Origin of the sequence: Capnocytophaga gingivalis (genome assembly GCF_002302415.1) — a bacterium.
GTDB classification, from domain to species: Bacteria; Bacteroidota; Bacteroidia; order Flavobacteriales; family Flavobacteriaceae; genus Capnocytophaga; species Capnocytophaga gingivalis.
Genome location: NZ_CP022386.1, coordinates 2274901 through 2298684 on the forward strand (window position 1 = coordinate 2274901; position 23784 = coordinate 2298684).

The window sequence follows — 23784 nt, forward strand, 5'->3', positions numbered from 1 at the left end:
ATGACAAATCTTACAAATGAAACTGTAAAAGAATTATTTCATATAGCTGGACAGATAGCAAGAGAAAATTACAATGCAAGTTATGATGGGGCACATCTGCTACAGGCATTGCTCCATAAAGATATAGACCTCATAGGTTTTTTGCAAAGTTTAGGCAAGGATACCGGCTATATTTACGAATGGTCAGAAGTACGCATAGAGGAATACCCTACGGCAACTTATCTGCCAGAGGAAGTAGTACCCAGTGAGAAAGTAAATAACATCTTAGAAGAAGCTGATGAGATACGGTTAAAGTTAGGGATAGACGAAATTACCCCTATTTGTATCTTAACAGCTATTGTAACTCCCGATGTTGTCTTTTCATTCAATGAACTCAAATCTTTACCTTTAAGAGAACACGAAATACTTCAACATTTGAATGTATTTACGCCCTCTATGGAACACTCTTTCTCTTCATATAGTGAAGGAGCTGATAAAAATATAAATCTTTCTATCCTAAATCAGTACTGCATTGATAGAACAGCCCAAGCTAAAAATGCTTTGTTAGATAAAATTATAGGACGAGAAAAAGAAACAAGAAGTCTAATAGAGGTACTTTGTAGGAGAACTAAACCCAATGTAATTATTATAGGAGAACCTGGAGTAGGAAAAACAGCTCTTATTGAAGGTTTTGCTCAAGAAATTGTAAAGGGTAATGTGCCTATAAGTCTCAAAAATGCTATTCTTTTAGAACTCGATGTGAGTCTGCTGGCAGCAGGTGCCTCTTATAAAGGAGAGATAGAAGATAGAATGAAAAAAGTAATCAATGAATGTAAGAAGTTAGATAAAGCTATTTTATTTATTGATGAAATTCATACAATTGTAGATAGCAAAGGAGCTATGGGAGGAGTTGCCAACCTGCTCAAACCAGAATTAGCAAGAGGAGAAATTACCGTAATAGGAGCAACCACTTTTGAGGAATACCGCAAGGTAATAGAGCCTGAGCAAGCCTTCAATAGAAGATTTGAAGCACTCACTATTCTTGAGCCTGATATGGCTGCTTGTATAAAGATGATAGAAGTTGTACTTGAGAACTATCAAAAACACCATCAGATAGAAGTAGAGAAAGAAGCTCTTCCTGAATGCGTGCGTTTGGCAAAACGTTATGCTAAGGGTAAAAAACTTCCTGATGCAGCCATTGATTTGTTAGACAGGACAATGGCATCTATCAAAATGCTCAATGAGCTTTCAGAAAAAGAGCTTGCAAGTTGGAAAGAAACTTATGACCAATTAAAAGAACAAGAGCTATCTCAAGATGACAAACTTTCTGAATTGCAATGGCTCTATGCGCAACTACAAAATCGTATCAGTCCTATTTTATGGGGTTCTCTTAAAGAACAACCTACTATAGAACCTAATGCTACTGTAGAGCAGGTAGAAGCTCTGATAGAAAAAGTATATGAAGAGTTAGTTGTGTATGCACAAATAAAGCGAGAGAAAGTAGGTAAATTAGAATTAGCAGCAGTAATGGCTGCTAAAACAGGCATCCCTATAGGTAAAATTCAAGCTCAAGAGAAAGAGAAAATGCTCAATATGGAGTCCTATTTGCTCAAACGAGTGGTAGGGCAAGACCATGCTTTAAAAATATTGTCAGAGGCTATTGTTGAAAATCGTAGCGGATTAGGTAAAGCAGGGCAACCTATAGGTTCGTTCTTCTTCTTAGGACCTACAGGTACAGGTAAAACAGAACTTGCTAAATCCATAGCAGAACTGTTGTTCAATGATGAAAAAGCTATGATTCGTTTTGATATGTCCGAATTTAAAGAAGAACATTCAGCAGCACTACTCTATGGAGCACCTCCAGGGTATGTAGGATATGAAGAGGGGGGAATGCTTGTGAATAAAATACGTCAACAGCCCTATGCTGTAGTACTTTTTGATGAAATAGAAAAAGCTCATAGTTCCGTATTTGATGTATTTTTACAACTGATGGATGAAGGGAAAATCACTGATAAATTAGGTAAAGAAGGTGATTTTAGTAATGCCTTAGTGTTATTTACTTCTAATATAGGTAGTGCTGATATTATTGAGAAATTTGCACAGCACCATATCCCTACTTCCTCAGAGCTAATGCAACTAATGTCCGGACATTTCCGCCCTGAGTTCTTAGCACGTATTACTGGAATTATCCCATTTGCTCCTATATCTGAAGAAATGGCTGAAAAGATTTTCAGTATACAACTTAAACCTTTGGAAAACTCTTTAGAACGTTTGGGAATACATCTCTCCCTTTCAGAAGAAGCTAAGAAGAATTTAGCAATTTCAGGCTTTAGTAGTAAATATGGAGCAAGGCAAATAGCAGGAGTTATACGCACACATCTCACACGCCCTATTTCAAAAAAGATCGTTGCTGAAGAAATAAAGTATGGTGACACTCTTTCTGTTCAATGGGACAATGATAAAAAAGACATCTGTTGGCAGATAATACAAAAAGAATAAAATTTTATCAGTAGAGTTGTAATATGTAAGAAAAGTAGTATCTTTGCCCAGTATGTAATTTTTACTTTTCAGATAGTTAAGTATATGAGCTACAGAAACTATTATATAGGATTTATTTTCTCATTCTTATTGTTAGGAAACATTTATGGTCAAGAATTCACAAAACCATTAGTCCCTGAAAAAACGGAAAGGTTCTATCGTTATCTACTTAGAGAAAATGAAAAAGTAGTAGCCTTTATAGAGAGTAGCTTAGTTGCTAATGGAATTCCTAAACTGATGAGAAACTTAGCTCTTATAGAATCCAACTTTGATAAAAATGCTGTTTCCTCTGCACAAGCAGTAGGAATATGGCAGTTTACAGAGGATCATGCTAAGCAATATGGTTTGCCTCCAGAGGGGCGTTATGATGTATACAAAAGTACTTTAGTAGCGGTTCAGAGTCTTAGAAACTTGTATGCTAAGTATCAAAATTGGATAACTGTAGTAGCAGCTTATAATTGTGGGGAAGGATGTGTAGATAGAGCTATAGGGAAAAGTCAGTCTAAAAAATATAGTGCCTTTTACAGCTACTTACCCAATGAAACTACCGAACATGTACAGAAGTTTCTTATAGCTTGTATTATTACTGATGAGTATGAAGCTTTGATGATGGACTATAAGAGTACAGATATGGATTTTCGCCCTACTGAGAAATCTTCATTGGCTCAAAATCCATCTTTTGTAGCTACCGAAATTAGTTCCTCTTTCAAATTGGAAATTGTAGCTCAAGAAATTGGAGTTACAATAAGCGATTTATTAGAGTGGAATCCTTCTTTGAAAAAAGAATGCACTGAAAAAGGGATAGGCAATTTATATCTACCTGTAGATAAAATGCCTGATTTCTTACTATTAAAGAATCAAATATTACTCAAATCATTAGAGAATTAATCTTTATGTTTCAGAAGAATTACAAAATACCTTTTGACCCAGATAGTCTTATAAAAGAGTACAATGCTATTGAAACGTGTAATACTGCTGAGAGTATTGCCCGAAATATTATGCTTTTGATTATGACCCGAAAAGGAGAAAACAGGTATGATCCTCAATATGGAAATGAAGTATGGGATATAGAATTTGAAAATTCAGTAAGTTTAGTAGATTGGGAAAATATATTTATCAAAAGTCTAAAAGAACAAATTACCAATTATGAACCTAGGATCACAGTTCCTAAAGTGGAAGTTCACATTGCCTATGTAGAACATTCGTATGATACTAAAAAGTTTAGTGAGATAAAACGCAGAGCAAAAATTGCTATTTCTGCTAAGATGGTAGAAACAGGCGAACCTTTCCAGTTTACCACAGAAATATTTTTAAGTCCAATGTCTGTAGACTAATAATTACAAGCATATTATTTTTATGATAAGCAAACTTAATTCCTACTCAAAAGAAGCTATAAAGGCACGTATGTTGCAAAATGCAACAAAGATATGGGGGCTAAAAAGTATTAGCTCTATAGATCCTTTTGTGAAACTTTTGATAGACGCTTTTAGTGCTGAAATATTCAAACTGAGTAACAATTTGCAAACTACTCAGAGTCGTATTGTTGAAAAACTTTCAAAACTTCTTACTCCTTCTATACATACTTATCCTCAACCCGCTCATGCTATAGGGATTACTTTTCCTATTGAACCAAGAGAAGTGTTAGAAGAATATAGCGAGTTCTCTTTCAAGCGTTTGTCTGCTTCTACTGTAAAAGGAGAATCAGATAAAAATATAGATATTGTTTTTACTCCTATTGATACAATAGAGCTTTTTAGGATGCAAGTCTATGGATTACTTACTCATCGTACTTGCTTTACTATTGATGAACAATACCAAAAAACACCTATAGAAAAAATCTCTCAAGGAGTTTCTTATAACTCTCTGTGGATAGGTATTGATGCTTCCAATTATGAAGAGCATATTCCTGAAAAACTTCGTTTTTATTGTGCGAATCCTGCTTTTGAAGAAGTTGATTTTGTGTATAAACTGCTTCCTTTTATAAAAGCCCAATGTTCAGAAAGAGATTTAGTAGTACAAGGAGGTTTTTCTTACGAATCTTCTCAAGAATTTTCATCAGAATATCAAGAACTTTTTTATGATTATACCCCTAAAACACAGATACAAGAGAACGTAAAACGCATCTATAACCATCAGTTTATAGAGCTTTCAGGTTTTTCACAAGGAGATATTAGTGAGGATTTCCCAGAAAAATTATCTTTCTTAAAGGATAATGAATCTCTATTAAAGACTTTGAAGAAAGAAAAGATGATTTGGATAGAATTGACTTTCCCTACACAATTTTCAACAGATATTATAGAGGGATTCTCTGTCTTACTCAATGCATTTCCTATATACAATCGTGGTTGGCGTAAAGAAGAAGGGGCTTTGGATATTATGGGAAATAATATTCCTTTGAAAACAGATAGTGCCGAACATTTCTTGTATATTGATAAAGTAGAGGATAATATGGGGAAGACTTATCAAGGGATCCCATTTTTGCAAAATGACACTATTGGTCAAGGATTGTATAGTGTGCGTAAAGGAGGTATGGAGCGTTTTGATGAGCGAAATGCTATTGATATGATGAATAGTGTTTTAGAACTCATCCGCGATGAAGTATCAGCTTTCAGTGTTTATAAGAAAGACGATGTTACCGATGCTCTTAAAAAGATGACCCAACAAATGAGATTGTTGGAGCAAAAAACCACTAATGCTGATAAGATTACCTCAGAGGAGATAAACTATGTGATTGTCAATCCTTTTGAAGGAGCTATCCATTTTAAAGCCGCTTATTGGATCACTCAATGTGATGATGCTAATAACTTACGCGCAGGTATGTCCTTAGATCCTCTTAAATATACCTCAACCAAAACTTTACGTGGTATTACCCTACTTACAGATACAATGGGAGGTCGCAAGGAGCAAAAGGGCACCAATGCCATTGAGGCCTACAAATACGCCTTAACTACACGTGATAGAATTATCACTAAAGAAGATATCAAGAATTTCTGTAAGGTAATGCTTAAAGATGAGCTGAAAAAGGTAGAGGTGAAAAGAGGTACAATCATCAGCGATAAACCTAAGGAAGGATTTATCAGAACTGTTGAAATAGAAATCACCCCAGCCTCTTATGCTACTTATGGTAAAAGCTATTGGGATAAGATGGCTATTGCTATAAAAACCCAAATAGAATCTCGTTCTATTGATGGGATAACCTATATTGTTAGGGTAATAAATAATGATTAAGTATGAGTATAATGACCAGTAGTTTAAGAAAATCCAGTATAAGTATAGAAGATAGGATTATTGCTAATAAGCCTTTTTACAATGAGTTAGATACTGATTATAAGATAGAAGTTATAGCTCTGAATTTACTTAATTTTTACAAGGAAATTCATCACCTTTTTTTGAAACGATTAGGAGGTAATGAACGGACTTATCACAAGGATATCAAATCTATTTCAGTAGATTTATTGGGCTTAGATGAAAATGTACTTAATATAGAAACCTATCAAGAGGGGATTTATGATTACCTACCTAATGGTGTTTTTCATTCTCCTACCTTGGGAGATTTTTCCTCAGGGGTAGATACCATCATAGAAGGAATACGTACCCAAAGACGTATTGAGGCAAGTGCGAGGAAACTTTTTCAACCGTTTGAAAATGAAGCTTTCTACTTGCAGCTTTCAATGTTAATGCAAGAGAATAATTATGATATAAGTAGTGAGAGTTCCTTTTTAGTGGAAGTACTTAGTGATTTATTCCCTTTACTCAATGCAATTGAGAAGAAAACAGCTCGTATTTTTGTGTTTCTACTGCCCTTTTTCCACGCTATTAGAGGCAATAAAAAGTGGTTTGAAAAGTGTTTAAAAGCGTTCTTACAAGTTCCTGTTCGTATTGTTTTTTTGCCTAATCGAGTTGAAGATATAGGAGTAGTGTCCTCTTCTCTTGTACTTTCACAGATGCGATTGGGACAAAGTTCACTATTAAGCGGTAGTCACTTAGATGGTGAACGAAATTGGGGTATTTACTATGGAGCAATCCCTTATGAATCTCTCAATCATTATATGCCTGAAGCTCCTTTGCGTAGGCTCCTGCAGGTGTTATATGATTATTGCCTACCTGTTCAGGCAAATGTTGAAGAATTTTTTATTACTGAAAGAAAACAAGATTCCTTTACGCTCACCTCTGAGGAGAATGTGAACCGTTTAGGATATTCTACCTTTTTATAATTAGTTAAATTTATGGAATTAGTTGTTGTAAAAGCTTTTTTTATCAAATATCTGTTAGCTCCTTTGATAATAGCTCTATTAGCTGTTACTTTAGGTGTATTAAAGAAGAAAGTCTCTTCAATAAAAGGGAAAACGCTCATTATTTATATTCTTATCACGGGCTTGTGTTTGGGAATATTAGGGGTGTTGGGAGTTGCTAATAATACCTTTAGCCCATATTGGTATTTGTTTGCTATGGTTATCTATTTCTTTTTAGGAATTCTAAATGTAAACTTACTACATCAGTATTTTAAACATAACAACAAGAGTCTTGCTTTTGCTATGCTCTTTGAAGGATTGATAACACTTACAGGAATGTTGTTAGGAGGGTATCTATTCTACAATATATTCAATTGGGTAAGTGGTTTTGATGAGTATGCACTTATTGCCTCTACTTGTATTTCTATTTTTATAGTACCCTTAGCTTTTTATTATACTTATCTACAGTTCTTAGACATTCCTTTGGCTATTTATGAGACTTGGTCAGCTCCAGATTATCCAAAAGATATAAATATTGATACCATCAATTTCAATAGAATGCAAGTGCTGAATATTGAATTGTACAAGGATGTAGATGATGAAACTCGCTCAAGGATAAAAGCTAAAGCCTTGGATACTGGGGTGTCGTTTGGAGATTGGTTTCATATTGCTGTAAATGAATATAATAATAAAAATCCTAATGATATTATTCACTTAAAGGCAAAGGGAGGGGATAGTTATTCTTGGATATTTTACACCAAGAAATCATTCTTTCATCCACGAAAATTTATTGACTTTGAAAAAGATATTACTGAGAATGGACTTTTAGAGAATAGTATCATCATTTGTAAAAGAGTTCACTCGTCCGAAAAACAAAACCTTAAAGAAAAAAAAGAAGATAATCAAAAAGAGTCCTTATGATAAAACCAATAAAATACGCTGCCGTAAATTGGGTTGATGGGATGAAAATTTCTGAAAAACATTTCATCCAGCACCAGAATTTTATCATTGATACTGTAAGGGATACGAGTTCCTTAGGTATCAACAATTTTAACTATGGGCTATTGCCACAGCCCTACAAAAAAGATGAAGAGAATAGAGTGTTCGAAATCTATAACACAGCTACCAATGATGTACAATTAATCATTCATCATTGTTCGGCAGTAACTGCTGCTGGACTGAGGATTGAGCTGAGTGATTACAAGGTGAACATCAAATCTTTGATTGGGGATGCCAAAGTTGCTAAAGCTACTAAAGAAGTTAATAACACGACCAATAAAAGTGATGAAGGTTATTATATTCTCATTGCGGTTAACCCTTATGAGAGGATTCCTTTGGGGGATATAGACCCAGAAGAAACACCTCCACGTCATCCTTTTACCACTCCAAAATATATCGTAGATGTAATGCCTATTACTACTTATAACGAAGGACAAGTAAATGCTAATTCATTAGTGATAGGAAAAATTTCGCTCACAGGAGAAAGTGTGTCTGCTGATGAGGACTTTATTCCGCCTTGTGTAAATCTTTATAGTTTTAGAAAACTCTTAGTGCATTACACTGATTTTGCCAAATCTATAGCCATATTACAAGATAGTACTAAAGTAATTATCTCAAAGATTATAGAAAAAGGTCAAAACTCTTCTTTGGCAAGCAATATTAAATTGTTGTGTACTACCATTGTAAATCATTTGGGTAATACTTATTTTGCTTATAGAAATCTTGTGCTTAATCAGCCTCCTATTTATATGATTGAGATATTCTCTCAATTGGCTTTTCATTTTAATAGTGCAAGAATGCTGATCCCTGAAAGAGAGAAGGAAGAAATGCAAAACTATATTTATGAGTGGAGTAATGTAGCTCCTCATAATTTGGATACTTTGCTTTCTGCCGTAGCAGAGATAAATTACAACCACAATAACTGTGGAGAACATCTCAAGGATATAAAGTTACTTTTAGATAATCTCTCTGCCACCTTTAAAAAACTAAGTGAATTGGATTATATAGGACAACGAAAAGAAAATATTATTGTCAATGAACAGCAAATTGATAAAAATAACTCCAAAAATAAAACAGGATGGAGTGTCTTAGATTAGTCTTATAAAAATCTTAAAGGATTTGTAGTAGAATTGCGACATTTTTTCACTTTCTTGTACAAAAACTTGCAGAACCCAAGAAAGCTTTGTAGCTTTGCAGAAATTTTTAAAAACATAATTACGTATGGCAGAGAATAATTCAAGAGCTGTACTGAAGTTCAACCAAGGGGAAGCCCAAAAAGTGTTGAAACTTAGCTACAGCGTAGGCCGTTCAGTGGATGTGTCTGGCCGTGTGGCTTCAGACCCCTCAAATGCACTTATCAATGTTACCATTGAGGCAACAGACAAATCTGACATTTTGGAGAGCTTGCTCAACGGCAAGTACAAACCAACTGTTGGAGAGATTACCTTCAACAAATCTCACGAAGAGGGTACACTCATTACCCTTAATTGGGAAAATGGGTATGTGATCCAGCATACATTGGATTTTGATGCTGTCAATAGTAACAGCATGGTCATTAGTTTTGTGATAAGTGCCGAATTTATCAACTACGGAGGTGCTACTTACGAAGGTGTATGGCCAAGTGCTTAAAAGAATTAAATCAGTGGCTAAAATATGCCACTGATTTTTCTTAATTTTTTATTTCACTAAATAAGGTTTAGACAATATTAAATAACAAATAGTAACAGATGTCAAGCAACAGTTATTTCAAAAAATTTCTCAAGGGCACAGAGGGTCCTGTAGCTGACGCAGGGAGTACAGACCAAGCGTTGCAGGGAGCCGAGGAGAACCTTTTGCAGAGCTCTGAAGCTGTTGTTGGGGCAGTAAATGCCCTAAAAGGACTTGCCGATGGGAGTGTAAGCCCCATAGAGGCAGCCTTAGACATCAAAACGGCTATTGATGTGGTACAAGGCCTCTCAAGGCAACTCTCAGAGTCCTTAATAATGCCCTTGATGACCCACTTAGCTGCTTTCAAAGGTGAAGCCTTTTTGCCTGTAGCCAAGCAGTTAGACCCTGTAATGGGGATAGATGTACACTTTGTTACCGTTCCACCAGGGACTCCTGTCCCCCTGCCTCACCCTTACATTTCTGTACTTTTCAGAACCAAAGACTGGGTGAGCTGTATGGTCAATATGGTAAAGGCAGAGGCGATGAGTGCTGTACAAGAAGCACAACCCAATGCCAACGAACTCCATACAGAAGCAGAACAAGCCGCACAAGCCAAAACTGATAAACTCATCAACCAAGCCGATGGCTTGGTATCTACAGCTTTAGGAAAAGCAGGACTCAGTGCTACGGTGCTCATTGGAGGCGTATTGCCACGAGCTATAACGGGCACTCCCTCAAGAGTGATTCCACATATCCCTATGGGCGCAGGCTTTCACCCCAGTTTTGATAGCACAATCGCTAAGGACAATGGTAAGGTGTATTTAGGAAGCCTCTTTGTAACAGCCGATGGCGACCCTATGGCAGGGATGATGCACCTGAACTATGACTGCTGGGATATAGGTATTGTAGACCTCTTCAAAGGCCAACGCAATAGCACCAAAAAATCCCCTGACCCCGAAAACCCTAAAACAGAACTCTTTGTCCCTTCAGGGAGTATCCTGCCTATCCCTTGGAGCCGACCTGTACTGGTCAATACCATTCCTACTCCTATCAACCCCTTAGCCATAGGCGATAGACTCTTCAAAGCAGGCTTGGGCAAACTCAAGTTAGGACAACGCTTCCGCAAGTTAGCTGAAAAAGGTATCTCCAAATTGCCCTTTTCTTGTGCTACTAAAACCAAACTCTCTAAACACTTTGGTACAGGACAAAGCCACCCTGTGGAAGTAGCCGAAGGATATTTCTATACCGATAATGAAGACTTTAGCCTCTCAGGAGTGATTCCTTTGGTATGGGAACGCACATGGTATAGCTATAGCCCTTACGAAGGTCCTTTAGGCTATGGCTGGCACCACTCCTACGATATGGCCATAGGCTTCGACTGGGAAGCCAGAGTAGCCACTATCAGAATGAACGATGGACGCGGGGTAGATATAGAACTACCCAACAGTCCAGACAAACCTACTTTCCACCGCTTGGAAAAACTCTACTTGTGCGTGGATGAAAGCGGACGCTATTACGTAAAAGATACCTCAGGACTCTGCTACTATTTTACGGAAACAGCATACCCAATGAAAGGCAGTGAGCGCAAGCAACAGCTGCTAGAGAAAATAGTAGATAGAAACGGACACCAAATACAGCTGAGTTATAAAGCCAATGGAGCCCTAACCCAGCTGATAGACTCCGCAGAACGTACCTTAACCTTTGAAACAGATAACGAGGGACGTATCACCACTATATACGCTCCCCACCCCAAACAAGAAAACGAACGCTTTGCGATCGCACAATATAGCTACTCTGAGGAAGGAGATTTGCTCACCCATACCGATGCCTTAGGGCAACCTATGCACTTTGCCTACCAAAACCACCTAATGGTAAAAGAAATTTGGCGCAATGGTACAGTATGGACATTTACTTACGACGGCAAAGGCACAGGAGCTAAATGCGTAGAAGTACGAGGTACTGATGACCTCTTGCACTATACCTTTGATTACTCCGACCCACATTGCACACTGGTAAGAGATAGCTTGGGCTATACCAAAGCCTTCCACCACCACAACGGACGTGTCATAAAATACGTAGACCCTGAAAAGGGCGAATGGAACTCCCATTACAACAGCTTTAGCGAGCTGGAAATGGAAACCGACCCAATGGGTAATACCACCAGCTACCTCCACGATAAGTGGGGCAATGTGGTAAAGGTCATAGAACCCGATGGAAGCCTTACCCAAATGGAGTACTACGACCCTTATAACAAACACCTGCTCACCGAAGCTACCGACCCAAGAGGAGGCAAGTGGGAATGGAACTACGACGAGGTAGGTAACCTCACCGAACGCAAAACCCCATTGGGAGCGACCACAGCCTTCAAATACGAAAAAGGACTGTTACACTCCCTTACCGATGCCTTGGGAGCTACTACAGAGGTACTGTACGACAGACAAAAGAATATCAAACGGATAAAAGCCCCGAATGAGGGTATTACCGAATACGAATACGACCGCTTAGGACAGTGTACGGCTATCACCAACCCCCACCAGTTAAGACAATTGCGCCATTATGACCTCTTAGGACGGGTGGAACTCGTACAGGACTTTGACGATAATAACATCTCATTGAAGTACGATGCGATGGATAATGTGGTGCGTTATAGCGATGCCTATAAGGACATCCGCTACCGCTACAAAGGTCTTAACAAACTCATAGAACGCACTGAGGGCGACAGCACGGTACGCTTTACCTACGATACCGAAGGACAATTGCGCCGTATTGTAAACGAAGAAGGCGAGGAATACCTCTTTGATTTGGACGGCAATGGTAACGTACGAAAAGAAACCGCTTTTGATGGACTCATCAGAGAATATGAGCGCAACCAAGCAGGCTGGGTAACCAAAGTACAACGCACTAAAAAACGCTATACCAATTATGACTACGACCCTAACGGACGTATAGCCCAAGTAAGTTACCACGACGGCAGTAGTGAGCAGTACCTCTACGAAGCAGGGTTCTTGAAAGAAGCCACCAATGCCGATGCTATAGTAACCTTTGAAAGGGATAAGTTAGGCAATATCACCAAAGAGCGCACCCAGCGCACCAATAGCGAGGAAGTAACCGAAGTCTATAGCGAATACGACATTCTCGGCAGACGTATTAGACTAAGCAGTAACTTAGGAGCGGATATTAGCTACGAGTTAGACAAGCTTAGTAATATCACCAGAATCCACACCCCAGCTCTCTCCCAATCAGAAGGAGCAGAGGGATGGGAGGCTCGTATGGAGTATGATAAGTTAGGTTTAGAAATCCAACGAGAATTAACGGGTAATGTAAAACACGAGAGCCGAAGAGACCGCTTGGGTCGTTTGCGCCACCAAGTAACCAGCGATGAGAGAGGAAGACCTATCCACTGGAAAGAATACCAATGGGGTATTGATTATCGTTTGCACCAGATTATAGACCATACCTATAAGGATCGCGATGTTGCCTTTGACTATGACGATAAAGGCTATTTGGTGCGCGCTATATACAACCGTAAGGAAGAACAGTTCCGCACCCCTGACAAGCTCGGTAACTTATACGAGACAAAGGACAAGAAAGACCGCAAGTACAAAAACAGCCAACTCCAACAAGACCGTACCTACTACTATCACTATGATGTAGAGGGTAACTTGATTTTTAAGGAGCATATCAAAGATGTTGGTTATAGACCAGTCTTTAGCGGAGGTGAACTTAGAGACTTAGGTATACAGCCTAAGAGTACAGGAAAGGGAATACTCTATACTTGGAATGCAAATGGCTCGTTACGCTCTGTCTTAGGAGTAGATGGAATGCGTTATTCCTTTAAGTATGATGCCTTTGGTAGAAGGATAGAGAAAAGAAGAATGAATTCTTCTATAAAATTCGTATGGGATGACAATGTATTACTACACGAAGTATTAAGGAAAAATACCAAAGACTCAGAGGACAAGATAACTACTTGGATATTTGAGGATCTCACACTATCTGCGAAGATTGTCAATGGGAAAGCATATAGCATTATAAATGACCACCTTGGCACCCCCATTATGGCTTTAGATAGTGAGGGAGTCGAGGTCTGGACACGCCTATTGGATATATATGGGCGAGTGAAGTATGAATACAAGTCTTCTTCTTTAGGGGATGACCCTATGCCTTTTATCCCATTCCTACAAGCAGGACAATACTATGATATAGAGATAGGTCTTGCTTATAACCGCTTTAGATACTACGACCCAAGCACGGGAACCTATATAAGCCAGGATCCTATTGGCTTAAGAAGCGGACAGCCTAATATTTATGCTTATGTAAGAAACCCCAATGGAAGCATAGACTTCTTTGGGCTGGCTCCTAAGTGCGCTGTTCGTAAAGCTACAGAAGAGGATGGAGATTGTGATTTAGTACTTACTATTAGCCGAAAAAATTTTAGTGATAATAATGAAGCCTTGATACATATAGAATTATATATGCAAAGTACAGGGAAAAATACATTCACTTATGAACCTAACAATGCTAACTCTCAAAGAAAGGACTCTCTTAAGGGAATCGAAACGAAGAAAGGCTATGACAGAGATGAATTTCCTATGGCTATTTTCAAAGAAGGAGGTAAGGGAGCAAGTGTTATGCACATTAATCCTTCTGACAATAGAAGTGTAGGATCTGCTATTGGAAAGGCTTTAGAAGGAAACAAAAAAGGCTCGAGAGTAAAGATAGTAATTGTAGATTAAAAATTAAATAATAAGAAAATGGACACACAAGTAGAAATGCTTTTGGACAGTATATTAGTAGCCTGTCCTCAGAAAATCTTTGTGAAAAAGGTAAAACAAATCAAGAAGAAGTATAGTTTTAAAAGTAAAGATACTATGCAAAGTATCCGTGAATTATGCTCTCTTCTTTATATAGTGGATCAAGAGGAGTTGGCTTTACAAGTAGCTAATCTAATAGACAAACTTGAATATACAGGAAATATGCTTATTTGGATGAATGTGTATGGAGTGATAATTGTAGAGAGTCTTATTTATGCTAAAAGGGGTGAAAATGAGAAGGTGAAAACATGTAGAAAAACTATAGAAGATGTATACTTATATTCTGGAGATGAAGATGAACAAAGTGTAAGTATGAAAGTGTTTAAAAGGATAATGAATGGAGAAGGTTTCTATCTTGACAGAATAAAGCAAGACCAAGAATCTAAAGATTTGAAGGCAGAAATCTTTCATCATCTCTTACAGTTTGAAGAGCTTTTATTTATACGAGCAATGGGTGGTTCAGAAGCTTATCCTATTGAAAAGTTGGATCCTATGATAGAGGAGGAAAAGCAATTTATCGCAAAGCATATTGATAAGGCTCTCTTTTAGGAGGGAATTCTTTAAGTAGGGTGCCTATAAATGTATTTCGATCGGTCTATATTATATAAGTACATATTTCAGCACTACATTCTCCTACTTCGGTAATGCATCAGATGTGTTGTTAAAAGTTAGGTTTAGAAATCCAGCGACAATTAACGGGTAATGTAACCAATCAAACCCGCCGTGATCGTTTGGGTCGTATGCGTCACCAAACAGCCCGTAGTGATTATGGTACGCTCCTTTGGAAAGAGTACCAGTGGGGCGTGGATTACCGTTTGTATGATATCATAGACCATGCTTATAAAGACCGAGATGCCTCCTTTGAATACGATGACAGAGGCTACCTTGTACGAGCCATTTACGACCGCAAAGAAGAACAGTTCCGCACACCTGATAAGCTCGGTAACCTCTATGAAACAAAGGACAAGAAAGACCGCAAGTATAAAAACAGCCAACTCCAACAAGACCGCACCTACTACTATCACTATGATGTAGAGGGCAACTTGATTTTTAAGGAGCATATCAAAGATGTTGGGTATAGACCAGTCTTTAGCGGAGGTGAACTTAGAGATTTAGGCATACAGCCTAAGAGTACAGGTAAAGGAATACTTTACACTTGGAATGCTAACGGTTCACTCCGTTCTGTTACAGATTTACAAGGCACCACCTATAGGTTCAGATACGATGCCTTTGGCAGAAGGTTAGAAAAACGCCGTATGAGCTCTACTTTCCGCTTTGTATGGGATGGGAACGTACTCCTGCACGAAACTTTCAAAAAAGACAACTCCGAAAACACCGAGCTTACTACTTGGGTCTTTGAAGGGTTTGTGCCAACAGCTAAACTCGTGAATGACAAAGCCTACTCTATCATAAGCGACCATCTTGGTACTCCTATACTTGCTATTGATAGCGATGGAATGGAGGTATGGAATCGCCAGCTTGATATTTATGGGCGTGTACGTAAAGAATACAAACATTCCTCGTTAGGAAATGATGTCTTTCCTTTTGTGCCTTTTCTATATCAAGGGCAGTATTATGATTTTGAGACTAATCTTGCTTATAATCGTTATCGTTACTATTCTCCTGAAAGCGGAATGTATATCTCGCAAGACCCTATAAAATTATTAGGTTCCACCCCTAACATATATATGTATGTAAAAGATCCCAATATCTCTATAGATATCTGGGGGTTGGATAGTCGTAAATTAGATAGAGCATTAGGCGGAAAGAACGGGGATGGAATGGCTGCCCATCACCTAATACCTGAAACAGTATACAACAAATATAGTGCTTTTTTCAATGCCATAGGTGTAGAACGAGATGATGCGAAAAATGGACTCTTAATGCCTTCATCTGCTAAAAAAGCTACGGAATTAGGAGATCCAGCGATGATTGTTCATTGTGGAGGACATCCTGATTATATTAATGAAGTAGAAACTAAGGTTAAAGATATAAAGGAAGAATTTGCAAAGGAGGATTTGACCAAAGAAGAAATTAGAAATAAAGCTGTAAAAAAGATAAGAGAATTACAAGAAGAACTTCGAAAAGATATCCTAAATAAGAAAAAAGGAGTAAAAAAGACTAAATGTGGTGGAAGTAACACACTTGCTTAAATATTTAACAATATGAATCAATATTATTTTATGGTGCGTAATAGAAACGCAAAAGGAACCCCTATTTATTTAGATGGGATTTTACACACACGATTTATTCCAAGGGAAGAATACAAAGGATCTACACTTCCTCCTGTTCTTGTTGATGACGAGTGGCGTGGGGGCTGGATGAACTTGACTGAACTCCCTGAAAAACTTTATCTTATCAATAAGCATAGGCTATTAGATTTTGATTATTGCTATACATCAAGTGGGTTTATCATTTCAGAAGAGTTTAAAGAGATTATGGACAATCATAATCCTATAAAGTATCTTTCTACACCTGTTGTAATGGTCAATAGAGATGGGGTAGTAAACTCTCGAAAGAATTATTTTTTCATTATCATTCAAGAAGATGTACAAGCTATTGATTTTGATAAATCAAAATTCATAGAGACTAGACCTCCCAATATAGATTTGGGGGAAAGGTATCCAAGAGTTAAAATAAAGAAAGCAACAAAAATTGTTTTCAACAAAGAACTATTAGGTAAAAAACCTATTTTCTATATTTGTCAATCTTTTTTTGATACTCTTCTTTTTTGTAATGAGGAATTTAAGAATAGTGTAGAGAATCGAAAAATTAAAACAATTGAGTTTTATCCTATAGAGAAACTCATAGAATTTACTGAAAATACATTCCATTTAGAGCTTTCAAATACTGAATTTATTATAGAGTAAGAAATAAGACTATATATTAGGTTGTTTCAAGAAGGTGTGATCAATTATTTTTAAATTTCTAAGCTATAAATACCATATTGATATCTGTATTAAAACAACCTCAAACCTATAATCCCGACCTCATTCTTACAGCTACAAAATATAAAATCTATAATTCTCACCTCATTCTTATAGGTAAAATATTTTTTAGCTGTCGTCGGAAATGTGCGACAGGGGATTGTGTATTTCGAAACTATTTGCTAACTTTGCCGAATAGAACTTTAATAACAAAAAATCTATATTTATGAGTTACAAAATAGACATTTCGTTACCGAATGTTGGTAAACTGAATAACGATGAGTACGCTCAGTTTATAAAAGGGGTGATTAAGTTGGTCAATACAACTACTCCAGAGAAGTTGGGGCTTAAAAATGAACTCGTTACAGCTATTGAAAGGAACGTAGAGCTCCTTACGGAGGCTTCGAGACAAAGCCGTTCGAGCAAAGAGTCTGAAAACATTCGTCGTTTAGACAAACAACGCAATGAATTGCTATCGTATCTGCTTTCTTCCTTTAGGTTAGGAAAGAAAAGCGCCTTAGTCGCACAGAGAGAAGCGGCGCAAATACTCTATTTAGAGTTTAAAAACTATAAAGGCGTTACCTCTTTGCCTACCCGTCAGAAGTCGCAAGCGATTGATGCCTTAGTTAAGGACTTAGAAAAGCCTGCTATTGCCGCGCATTTGAACACTTTGGGTGTATCCCATTCGGTAGCTCCCTTGAAAGAAGCCAATGCTAAATACCAAGAGTTAGTAGATGTACGTGCTGAAAATCAAATCAATACCAATACTATCAATGTAAAGAAAGTCCGCAAGGAAACCGATGCTTTGTATAAGGAATTGGCGAGATTTGTTTTTGCGAATCACATTGTCAATCCATCAGCAGAAACGGCTAATTTTAGTACTTTCTTTAACAAACTCATTGATGATACTATATCAGCCAATAAGCAACGTTTGGCACAAGCCCTCATTAACAAAAAAGCAGTAAAGCCAGCAGAAACGAAAACTGTTTCTGAATAATATTTTTATAAGTTCTTTGATATATTGAAAAATCCTTCCACCACCACAACGGACGCGTCATAAAATACGTAGACCCCGAAAAGGGCGAATGGAACTCGCATTACAACAGCTTTAGTGAGCTGGAAATGGAAACTGACCCAATGGGTAATACCACCAGCTACCTCCACGATAAGTGGGGCAATGTGGTAAAGGTCATAGAACCCGATGGGAGCCTTACCCAAATGGAGTACTACGACCCCTATAACAAACACCTACTCACCGAAGCCACTGACCCAAGAGGAGGCAAATGGGAATGGAACTACGACGAGGTAGGTAACCTCACCGAACGCAAAACCCCATTGGGAGCCACCACAGCCTTCAAATACGAAAAAGGACTGTTACACTCCCTTACCGATGCCTTGGGAGCTACTACAGAGGTACTGTACGACAGACAAAAGAATATCAAACGGATAAAAGCCCCAAACGAGGGTATTACCGAATACGAATACGACCGCTTAGGACAGTGTACAGCTATCACCAACCCCCACCAGCTAAGACAGTTGCGCCACTACGACCTCTTAGGAAGGGTGGAACTCGTACAAGACTTTGACGATAATAACATCTCATTGAAGTACGATGCGATGGATAATGTGGTGCGTTATAGCGATGCCTATAAGGACATCCGCTACCGCTACAAAGGCTTAAACAAACTCATAGAACGCACTGAGGGCGACAGCACGGTACGCTTTACCTATGATACCGAAGGACAATTGCGCCGTATTGTAAACGAAGAAGGCGAGGAATACCTCTTTGATTTAGACGGCAATGGTAACGTACGCAAGGAAACCGCTTTTGACGGACTTATCAGAGAATATGAGCGCAACCAAGCAGGCTGGGTAACCAAAGTACAACGCACCAAAAAACGCTATACCAGCTATGACTATGACCCTAACGGACGTATAGCCCAAGTAAGTTACCACGATGGCAGTAGCGAGCGTTACCTCTACGAAGCAGGCTTTTTAAAAGAAGCCACCAATGCCGATGCTATAGTAACTTTTGAAAGAGATAAGTTAGGCAACATCACCAAAGAGCGCACCCAGCGCACCAATAGCGAGGAAGTAACGGAGGTCTATAGTGAATACGATATCCTTGGCAGACGTATTAAACTAAGCAGTAACTTAGGGGCGGATATTAACTACGAGCTCGACAAACTTAGTAATATAAGCAAGATAACAGCAGGCGACTGGGAGGCTAAAATAGACTACGACAAGTTAGGCTTAGAAATCCAACGAGAATTAACGGGTAATGTAAAACATGAGAGCCGAAGAGACCGCTTAGGTCGTTTACGTCATCAAGTAACCAGCGACGAGAGAGGAAGACCTATCCACTGGAAAGAATACCAATGGGGTATCGACTACCGTTTGCACCAGATTATAGACCATACCTATAAGGATCGCGATGTTGCCTTTGACTATGATGATAAGGGTTATTTGGTGCGTGCTATATACAACCGTAAGGAAGAACAGTTCCGCACCCCTGACAAATTGGGTAACCTATACGAAACCAAGGACAAAAAAGACCGCAAGTACAAAAATAGCCAACTCCAACAAGACCGTACCTACTACTATCATTATGATGTAGAGGGTAACTTGATTTTTAAGGAACACATTAAAGATGTAGGCTACAGACCTGTCTTTAGTGGAAGCGAACTTAGAGACTTAGGTATACAGCCTAAGAGTACAGGAAAGGGAATACTCTATACTTGGAATGCGAATGGATCGTTACGCTCTGTCTTAGGAGTAGATGGAATGCGTTATTCCTTTAAGTATGATGCCTTTGGTAGAAGGATAGAGAAAAGAAGAATGAATTCTTCTATAAAATTCGTATGGGATGACAATGTATTACTACACGAAGTATTAAGAAAAAATACCAAAGACTCAGAGGACAAGATAACTACTTGGGTATTTGAGGATCTCACACTATCTGCGAAGATTGTCAATGGGAAAGCATATAGCATTATAAATGACCACCTTGGCACGCCCATTATGGCATTAGATAGTGAGGGAGTCGAGGTCTGGACACGCTTATTGGATATATACGGACGGGTAAAGTATGAATACAAGTCTTCTTCTTTAGGGGATGACCCTATGCCTTTTATCCCATTCCTACAAGCAGGACAATACTATGATATAGAGATAGGTCTTGCTTATAACCGCTTTAGATACTACGACCCAAGCACGGGAACCTATATAAGCCAGGATCCTATTGGCTTAAGAAGCGGACAGCCTAATATTTATGCCTATGTAAGAGACCCCAATGGAAGCATAGACTTCTTTGGGCTGGCTCCTAAGTGCGCTGTTCGTAAAGCTACAGAAGAGGATGGAGATTGTAATTTAGTACTTACTATTAGCCGAAAAAATTTTAGTGATAATAATGAAGCCTTAATACATATAGAATTATATATGCAAAGTACAGGGAAAAATACATTCACTTATGATCCTACTAAAGCAGATGATCGAAGGAAGGATTCTCTTAAAGGAATCGAAACAAAGAAAGGCTATGACAGAGATGAATTCCCTATGGCCATTTTTAGAGAAGGTGGGAAAGGTGCGAGTGTTATACATATTAATCCCTCAGACAATAGAAGTGTAGGATCTGCTATTGGAAAGGCTTTAGAAGGAAACAAAACTGGCTCAAAAGTAAAGATTGTAATTGTAGATTAAAAATTAAATAATAAAAAAATGGACACACAAGTAGAAATGCTTTTGGACAGTATATTAGTAGCCTGCCCTCAGAAAATCTTTATCAAAAAGGTAAAACAAATCAAGAAGAAGTATAGTTTTAAAAGTAAAGATACTATGTTTAGTATCCGTGAATTATGCTCTCTTCTTTATATAGTAGATCAAGAAGAGTTAGCCTTGCAAGTAGCTAATCTAATAGACAAACTTGAATATACAGGAAATATGCTTATTTGGATGAATGTATATGGAGTATTAGCTGTAGAGAGTCTTATTTATGCCAAGAGAGGTGAAAATGAGAAGGTGAAAACATGTAGAAAAACGATGGAAGAAGTCTGCTTGTATTCTGGAGATGAAGCTGAACAAAGGGTAAATATGGATGTTTTTAAAAGAATAATGAATGGAGAAGGTTTCTATCTTAAAGAGATAAAAGACAAACAAGATTCAGGTGACCTAAAATCAGAAATTAGTTGGCATCATGCACAATTTGAAGTACTTTTGTATATGCGAGCAATGGGTGGCTCAGAAGCTTATCCTATTGAAAAGTTGGATCCTATGATTGAGGAGGAAAAGCAATTTATCGCAAAGCATATTGATAAGGCTCTCTTTTAGGAGGGTATTCTTTAGGTAGAGTGCCGTATAAATGTATTTCTATCATTCTATCATTATATAAGTACATATTTCAGCACTACATTCTCCTACTTCCAGCTATACAAAAGTATATTCCAGTAGTACAGAATCCTACTTTCAGCCATGCAAAAGTACGCCCCAGTGTTGGTTGACGATAGTTTAAATAGCTACTAACAACCCATCAAGGTTGCTGAAAGTAGGATTTTTATTTTTTTTACCTATAAAAAAGTATTGGAGTAATGTATTAGATGTGTTGTTAAAAGTTAGGTTTAGAAATCCAGCGACAATTAACGGGTAATGTAACCAATCAAACCCGCCGTGATCGGTTAGGTCGTATACGTCACCAAACAGCCCGTAGTGATTATGGAACGCTCCTTTGGAAAGAGTATCAGTGGGGCGTGGATTACCGTTTGTATGATATCATAGACCACGCTTATAAAGACCGAGATGCCTCCTTTGAATACGATGACAGGGGCTACCTCGTACGAGCCATTTACGACCGCAAAGAAGAGCAATTCCGTACTCCTGACAAATTGGGTAACCTATACGAAACCAAGGACAAGAAAGACCGCAAGTACAAAAATAGCCAGCTCCAACAAGACCGCACCTACTACTATCACTATGATGTAGAGGGCAACCTTATCTTTAAAGAACACATTAAAGATGTAGGTTATCGTCCAGTCTTTAGCGGTGGTGAACTTAGAGACTTAGGTATAAATCCTAAGAGCACAGGAAAGGGTATTTTATACACTTGGAGTGCCAACGGTTCACTCCGTTCTGTTACAGATTTACAAGGCACCACCTATAGGTTTAGATATGATGCTTTTGGTAGAAGGTTAGAAAAACGCCGTATGGCTTCCACGTTCCGCTTTGTATGGGACGGGAATGTTTTATTACACGAAACTTTCAAAAAAGACAACTCTGAGCATACAGAGCTCACCACTTGGGTGTTTGAAGGTTTTGTACCTACCGCCAAGTTAGTAAATGGTAAGGCATATAGCATTATCTCCGACCATCTCGGCACACCTATACTTGCTGTTGATAGCGATGGAATGGAGGTGTGGAACCGCCAGCTTGATATTTATGGGCGTGTGCGTAAAGAGTACAAACATAGTTCTCTCGGTGAGGATGTGTTTCCTTTTGTGCCTTTCTTATACCAAGGACAGTATTATGACTTTGAGACTAATCTTGCTTATAACCGCTTCCGCTACTACTCACCTGAGACAGGGGCGTATATAAGCCAAGATCCGATAAGGCTATCAGGTAACAATCCTAACTTGTATGCGTATGTAGAGGATCCTAATACAGGATTAGATATATTTGGATGGCATAACCCATATCCAAGAAATAATGGGAAGTTTGGCCCCAATCCTAATCCTAAACCTCCTGTCGTTAAAGATAAAGTACATGGAAATTCTCACCAATCAACAGAAACAAACTATCTATATGCAAAATTTGATGATGAAGATGAATTTTTAAAATGGGGAAAAACAGATAATTTATTAGAGCGATATGGTACAAAAGGAAGAGATGACATTGATCCAGTAAGAGATGGCGGAAATATCGTAGATATTAAAGCAATAGAAAGAGAATTAGCAGAAAAAATACCAGGAAAGGACAATAAGGAACGTTGGGCTGGAGCTAAAAAAGGAGAACCCTTAAGCCCAGAAGCTCAAAAAGCCTATGACAAAATGTTAGAAATACAAAAAGAACGTAAAAATAATTGTAAAAAATGACAAGAATAGAACTATATGTAAGAGGTGGGGGGAGTACTAATGGATATCTAATGAGGTATATTATGAGGATTAGGAACAAATTAAAAGAAATAGCGCCTAATCTTCTTATAACTCCAGAAATTCGGTTAGATTTTGCTGTTAGGATAGATGGGATTTTTTTCACCTATGGAGATCCTGCAGGTTGTTCTCATCTAAAGTTCTTTAAAAAGAAAGGATTTATAGCTATAACAATTGCAGTGACACTTAAAGAAGACGCTCTTCCCGTTAATGAGTTATTAGACTTTTTCAGAGAGTCTCTTTTTACTGGCTTTTCTCAGATGTTTGATAGATTATTGAAGGATAAATACATCTTAGATAAGGAAGCGCTAATGAATTTTATAAAAGAAAATATAGATAGTATTCAAAAACCAACAGAAGATAGTTTATAAATATCAGTTCTTTATAAATAGTATTCTATATTGGTAATGTATCAGATGTGTTGTTAAAAGCACAACAATCTAACTATTAGTAAAATACAAAATGACTAAAACCTTATTTCTCTTTACCTATACATAGAGATAAAAGTTTT

17 protein-coding genes and 1 pseudogene are annotated in these 23784 nt (G+C 37.9%); all 18 read left to right on the plus strand.

Translation table 11 applies throughout. The annotated features are described in order from the left end of the window. The 18 genes and pseudogenes from CGC50_RS10845 to CGC50_RS10925 all read left to right on the plus strand — a co-directional run bounded on the left by CGC50_RS10845 (position 1) and on the right by CGC50_RS10925 (position 23644). Entirely contained in the window at positions 1-2478 is a 2478-nt protein-coding gene (locus tag CGC50_RS10845) for an ATP-dependent Clp protease ATP-binding subunit (RefSeq protein WP_095910832.1), read from the plus strand. An 84-nt stretch (positions 2479-2562) separates the two neighbouring features. Beyond that, the gene (locus CGC50_RS10850) at positions 2563-3405 is read left to right on the plus strand and encodes a lytic transglycosylase domain-containing protein (protein WP_095910833.1); all 843 of its coding nucleotides are present in this window, start codon (positions 2563-2565) and stop codon (positions 3403-3405) included. A gap of 5 nt (positions 3406-3410) precedes the next feature. After that, complete coding sequence (locus CGC50_RS10855; RefSeq protein ID WP_095910834.1) at positions 3411-3851, plus strand: GPW/gp25 family protein; 441 nt, start codon at positions 3411-3413, stop codon at positions 3849-3851. Positions 3852-3873: 22 nt separating this feature from the next. After that, a complete protein-coding gene (locus tag CGC50_RS10860) occupies positions 3874-5745 on the plus strand; it encodes a type VI secretion system baseplate subunit TssF (protein WP_095910835.1) in 1872 nt (623 codons plus the stop codon). Positions 5746-5747: 2 nt separating this feature from the next. After that, positions 5748-6731: a hypothetical protein gene (locus tag CGC50_RS10865; RefSeq protein ID WP_232781116.1), complete on the plus strand. Its 984-nt coding sequence runs from the start codon at positions 5748-5750 to the stop codon at positions 6729-6731. Between the two features lie 12 nt (positions 6732-6743). Next, positions 6744-7670 (plus strand): TssN family type VI secretion system protein, encoded by a 927-nt coding sequence (locus tag CGC50_RS10870; protein WP_095910836.1) that lies wholly within the window; start codon positions 6744-6746, stop codon positions 7668-7670. Continuing rightward, positions 7667-8845, plus strand: a complete 1179-nt coding sequence (locus CGC50_RS10875; RefSeq protein ID WP_095910837.1) for a hypothetical protein — start codon at positions 7667-7669, stop codon at positions 8843-8845. The genes CGC50_RS10870 and CGC50_RS10875 overlap by 4 nt, the downstream gene beginning before the upstream one ends. 124 nt (positions 8846-8969) lie before the next feature. Continuing rightward, positions 8970-9377, plus strand: coding sequence for a type VI secretion system tube protein TssD (tssD, locus tag CGC50_RS10880; protein WP_095910838.1), 408 nt, complete (start codon positions 8970-8972; stop codon positions 9375-9377). A 98-nt stretch (positions 9378-9475) separates the two neighbouring features. Beyond that, the gene (locus tag CGC50_RS14275) at positions 9476-14131 is read left to right on the plus strand and encodes a DUF6531 domain-containing protein (RefSeq protein WP_095910839.1); all 4656 of its coding nucleotides are present in this window, start codon (positions 9476-9478) and stop codon (positions 14129-14131) included. Between the two features lie 18 nt (positions 14132-14149). Continuing rightward, positions 14150-14758, plus strand: a complete 609-nt coding sequence (locus CGC50_RS10890) for a DUF6707 family protein (protein ID WP_095910840.1) — start codon at positions 14150-14152, stop codon at positions 14756-14758. 908 nt (positions 14759-15666) lie between these two features. Beyond that, positions 15667-15930, plus strand: a pseudogene (locus CGC50_RS14385) (RHS repeat-associated core domain-containing protein); the annotation flags it as partial. Then, positions 15931-16362, plus strand: coding sequence for an AHH domain-containing protein (locus CGC50_RS14370; RefSeq protein ID WP_455578802.1), 432 nt, complete (start codon positions 15931-15933; stop codon positions 16360-16362). 12 nt (positions 16363-16374) lie between these two features. Beyond that, entirely contained in the window at positions 16375-17079 is a 705-nt protein-coding gene (locus CGC50_RS10900; protein WP_095910842.1) for an Imm43 family immunity protein, read from the plus strand. A 283-nt stretch (positions 17080-17362) separates the two neighbouring features. Beyond that, positions 17363-18133 carry a DUF6261 family protein gene (locus CGC50_RS10905; protein WP_095910843.1) on the plus strand — a complete coding sequence of 257 codons (771 nt, stop codon included), beginning with the start codon at positions 17363-17365 and terminating at the stop codon, positions 18131-18133. Positions 18134-18258: 125 nt separating this feature from the next. Then, the gene (locus CGC50_RS14310; protein ID WP_095910844.1) at positions 18259-20835 is read left to right on the plus strand and encodes an RHS repeat-associated core domain-containing protein; all 2577 of its coding nucleotides are present in this window, start codon (positions 18259-18261) and stop codon (positions 20833-20835) included. Positions 20836-20853: 18 nt separating this feature from the next. Beyond that, entirely contained in the window at positions 20854-21462 is a 609-nt protein-coding gene (locus CGC50_RS10915; protein WP_095910845.1) for a DUF6707 family protein, read from the plus strand. A gap of 416 nt (positions 21463-21878) precedes the next feature. After that, complete coding sequence (locus CGC50_RS10920; protein ID WP_095910846.1) at positions 21879-23216, plus strand: RHS repeat domain-containing protein; 1338 nt, start codon at positions 21879-21881, stop codon at positions 23214-23216. Further along, a complete protein-coding gene (locus CGC50_RS10925; RefSeq protein WP_095910847.1) occupies positions 23213-23644 on the plus strand; it encodes a hypothetical protein in 432 nt (143 codons plus the stop codon). The genes CGC50_RS10920 and CGC50_RS10925 overlap by 4 nt, the downstream gene beginning before the upstream one ends. The last annotated feature ends 140 nt before the right edge of the window (positions 23645-23784 follow it).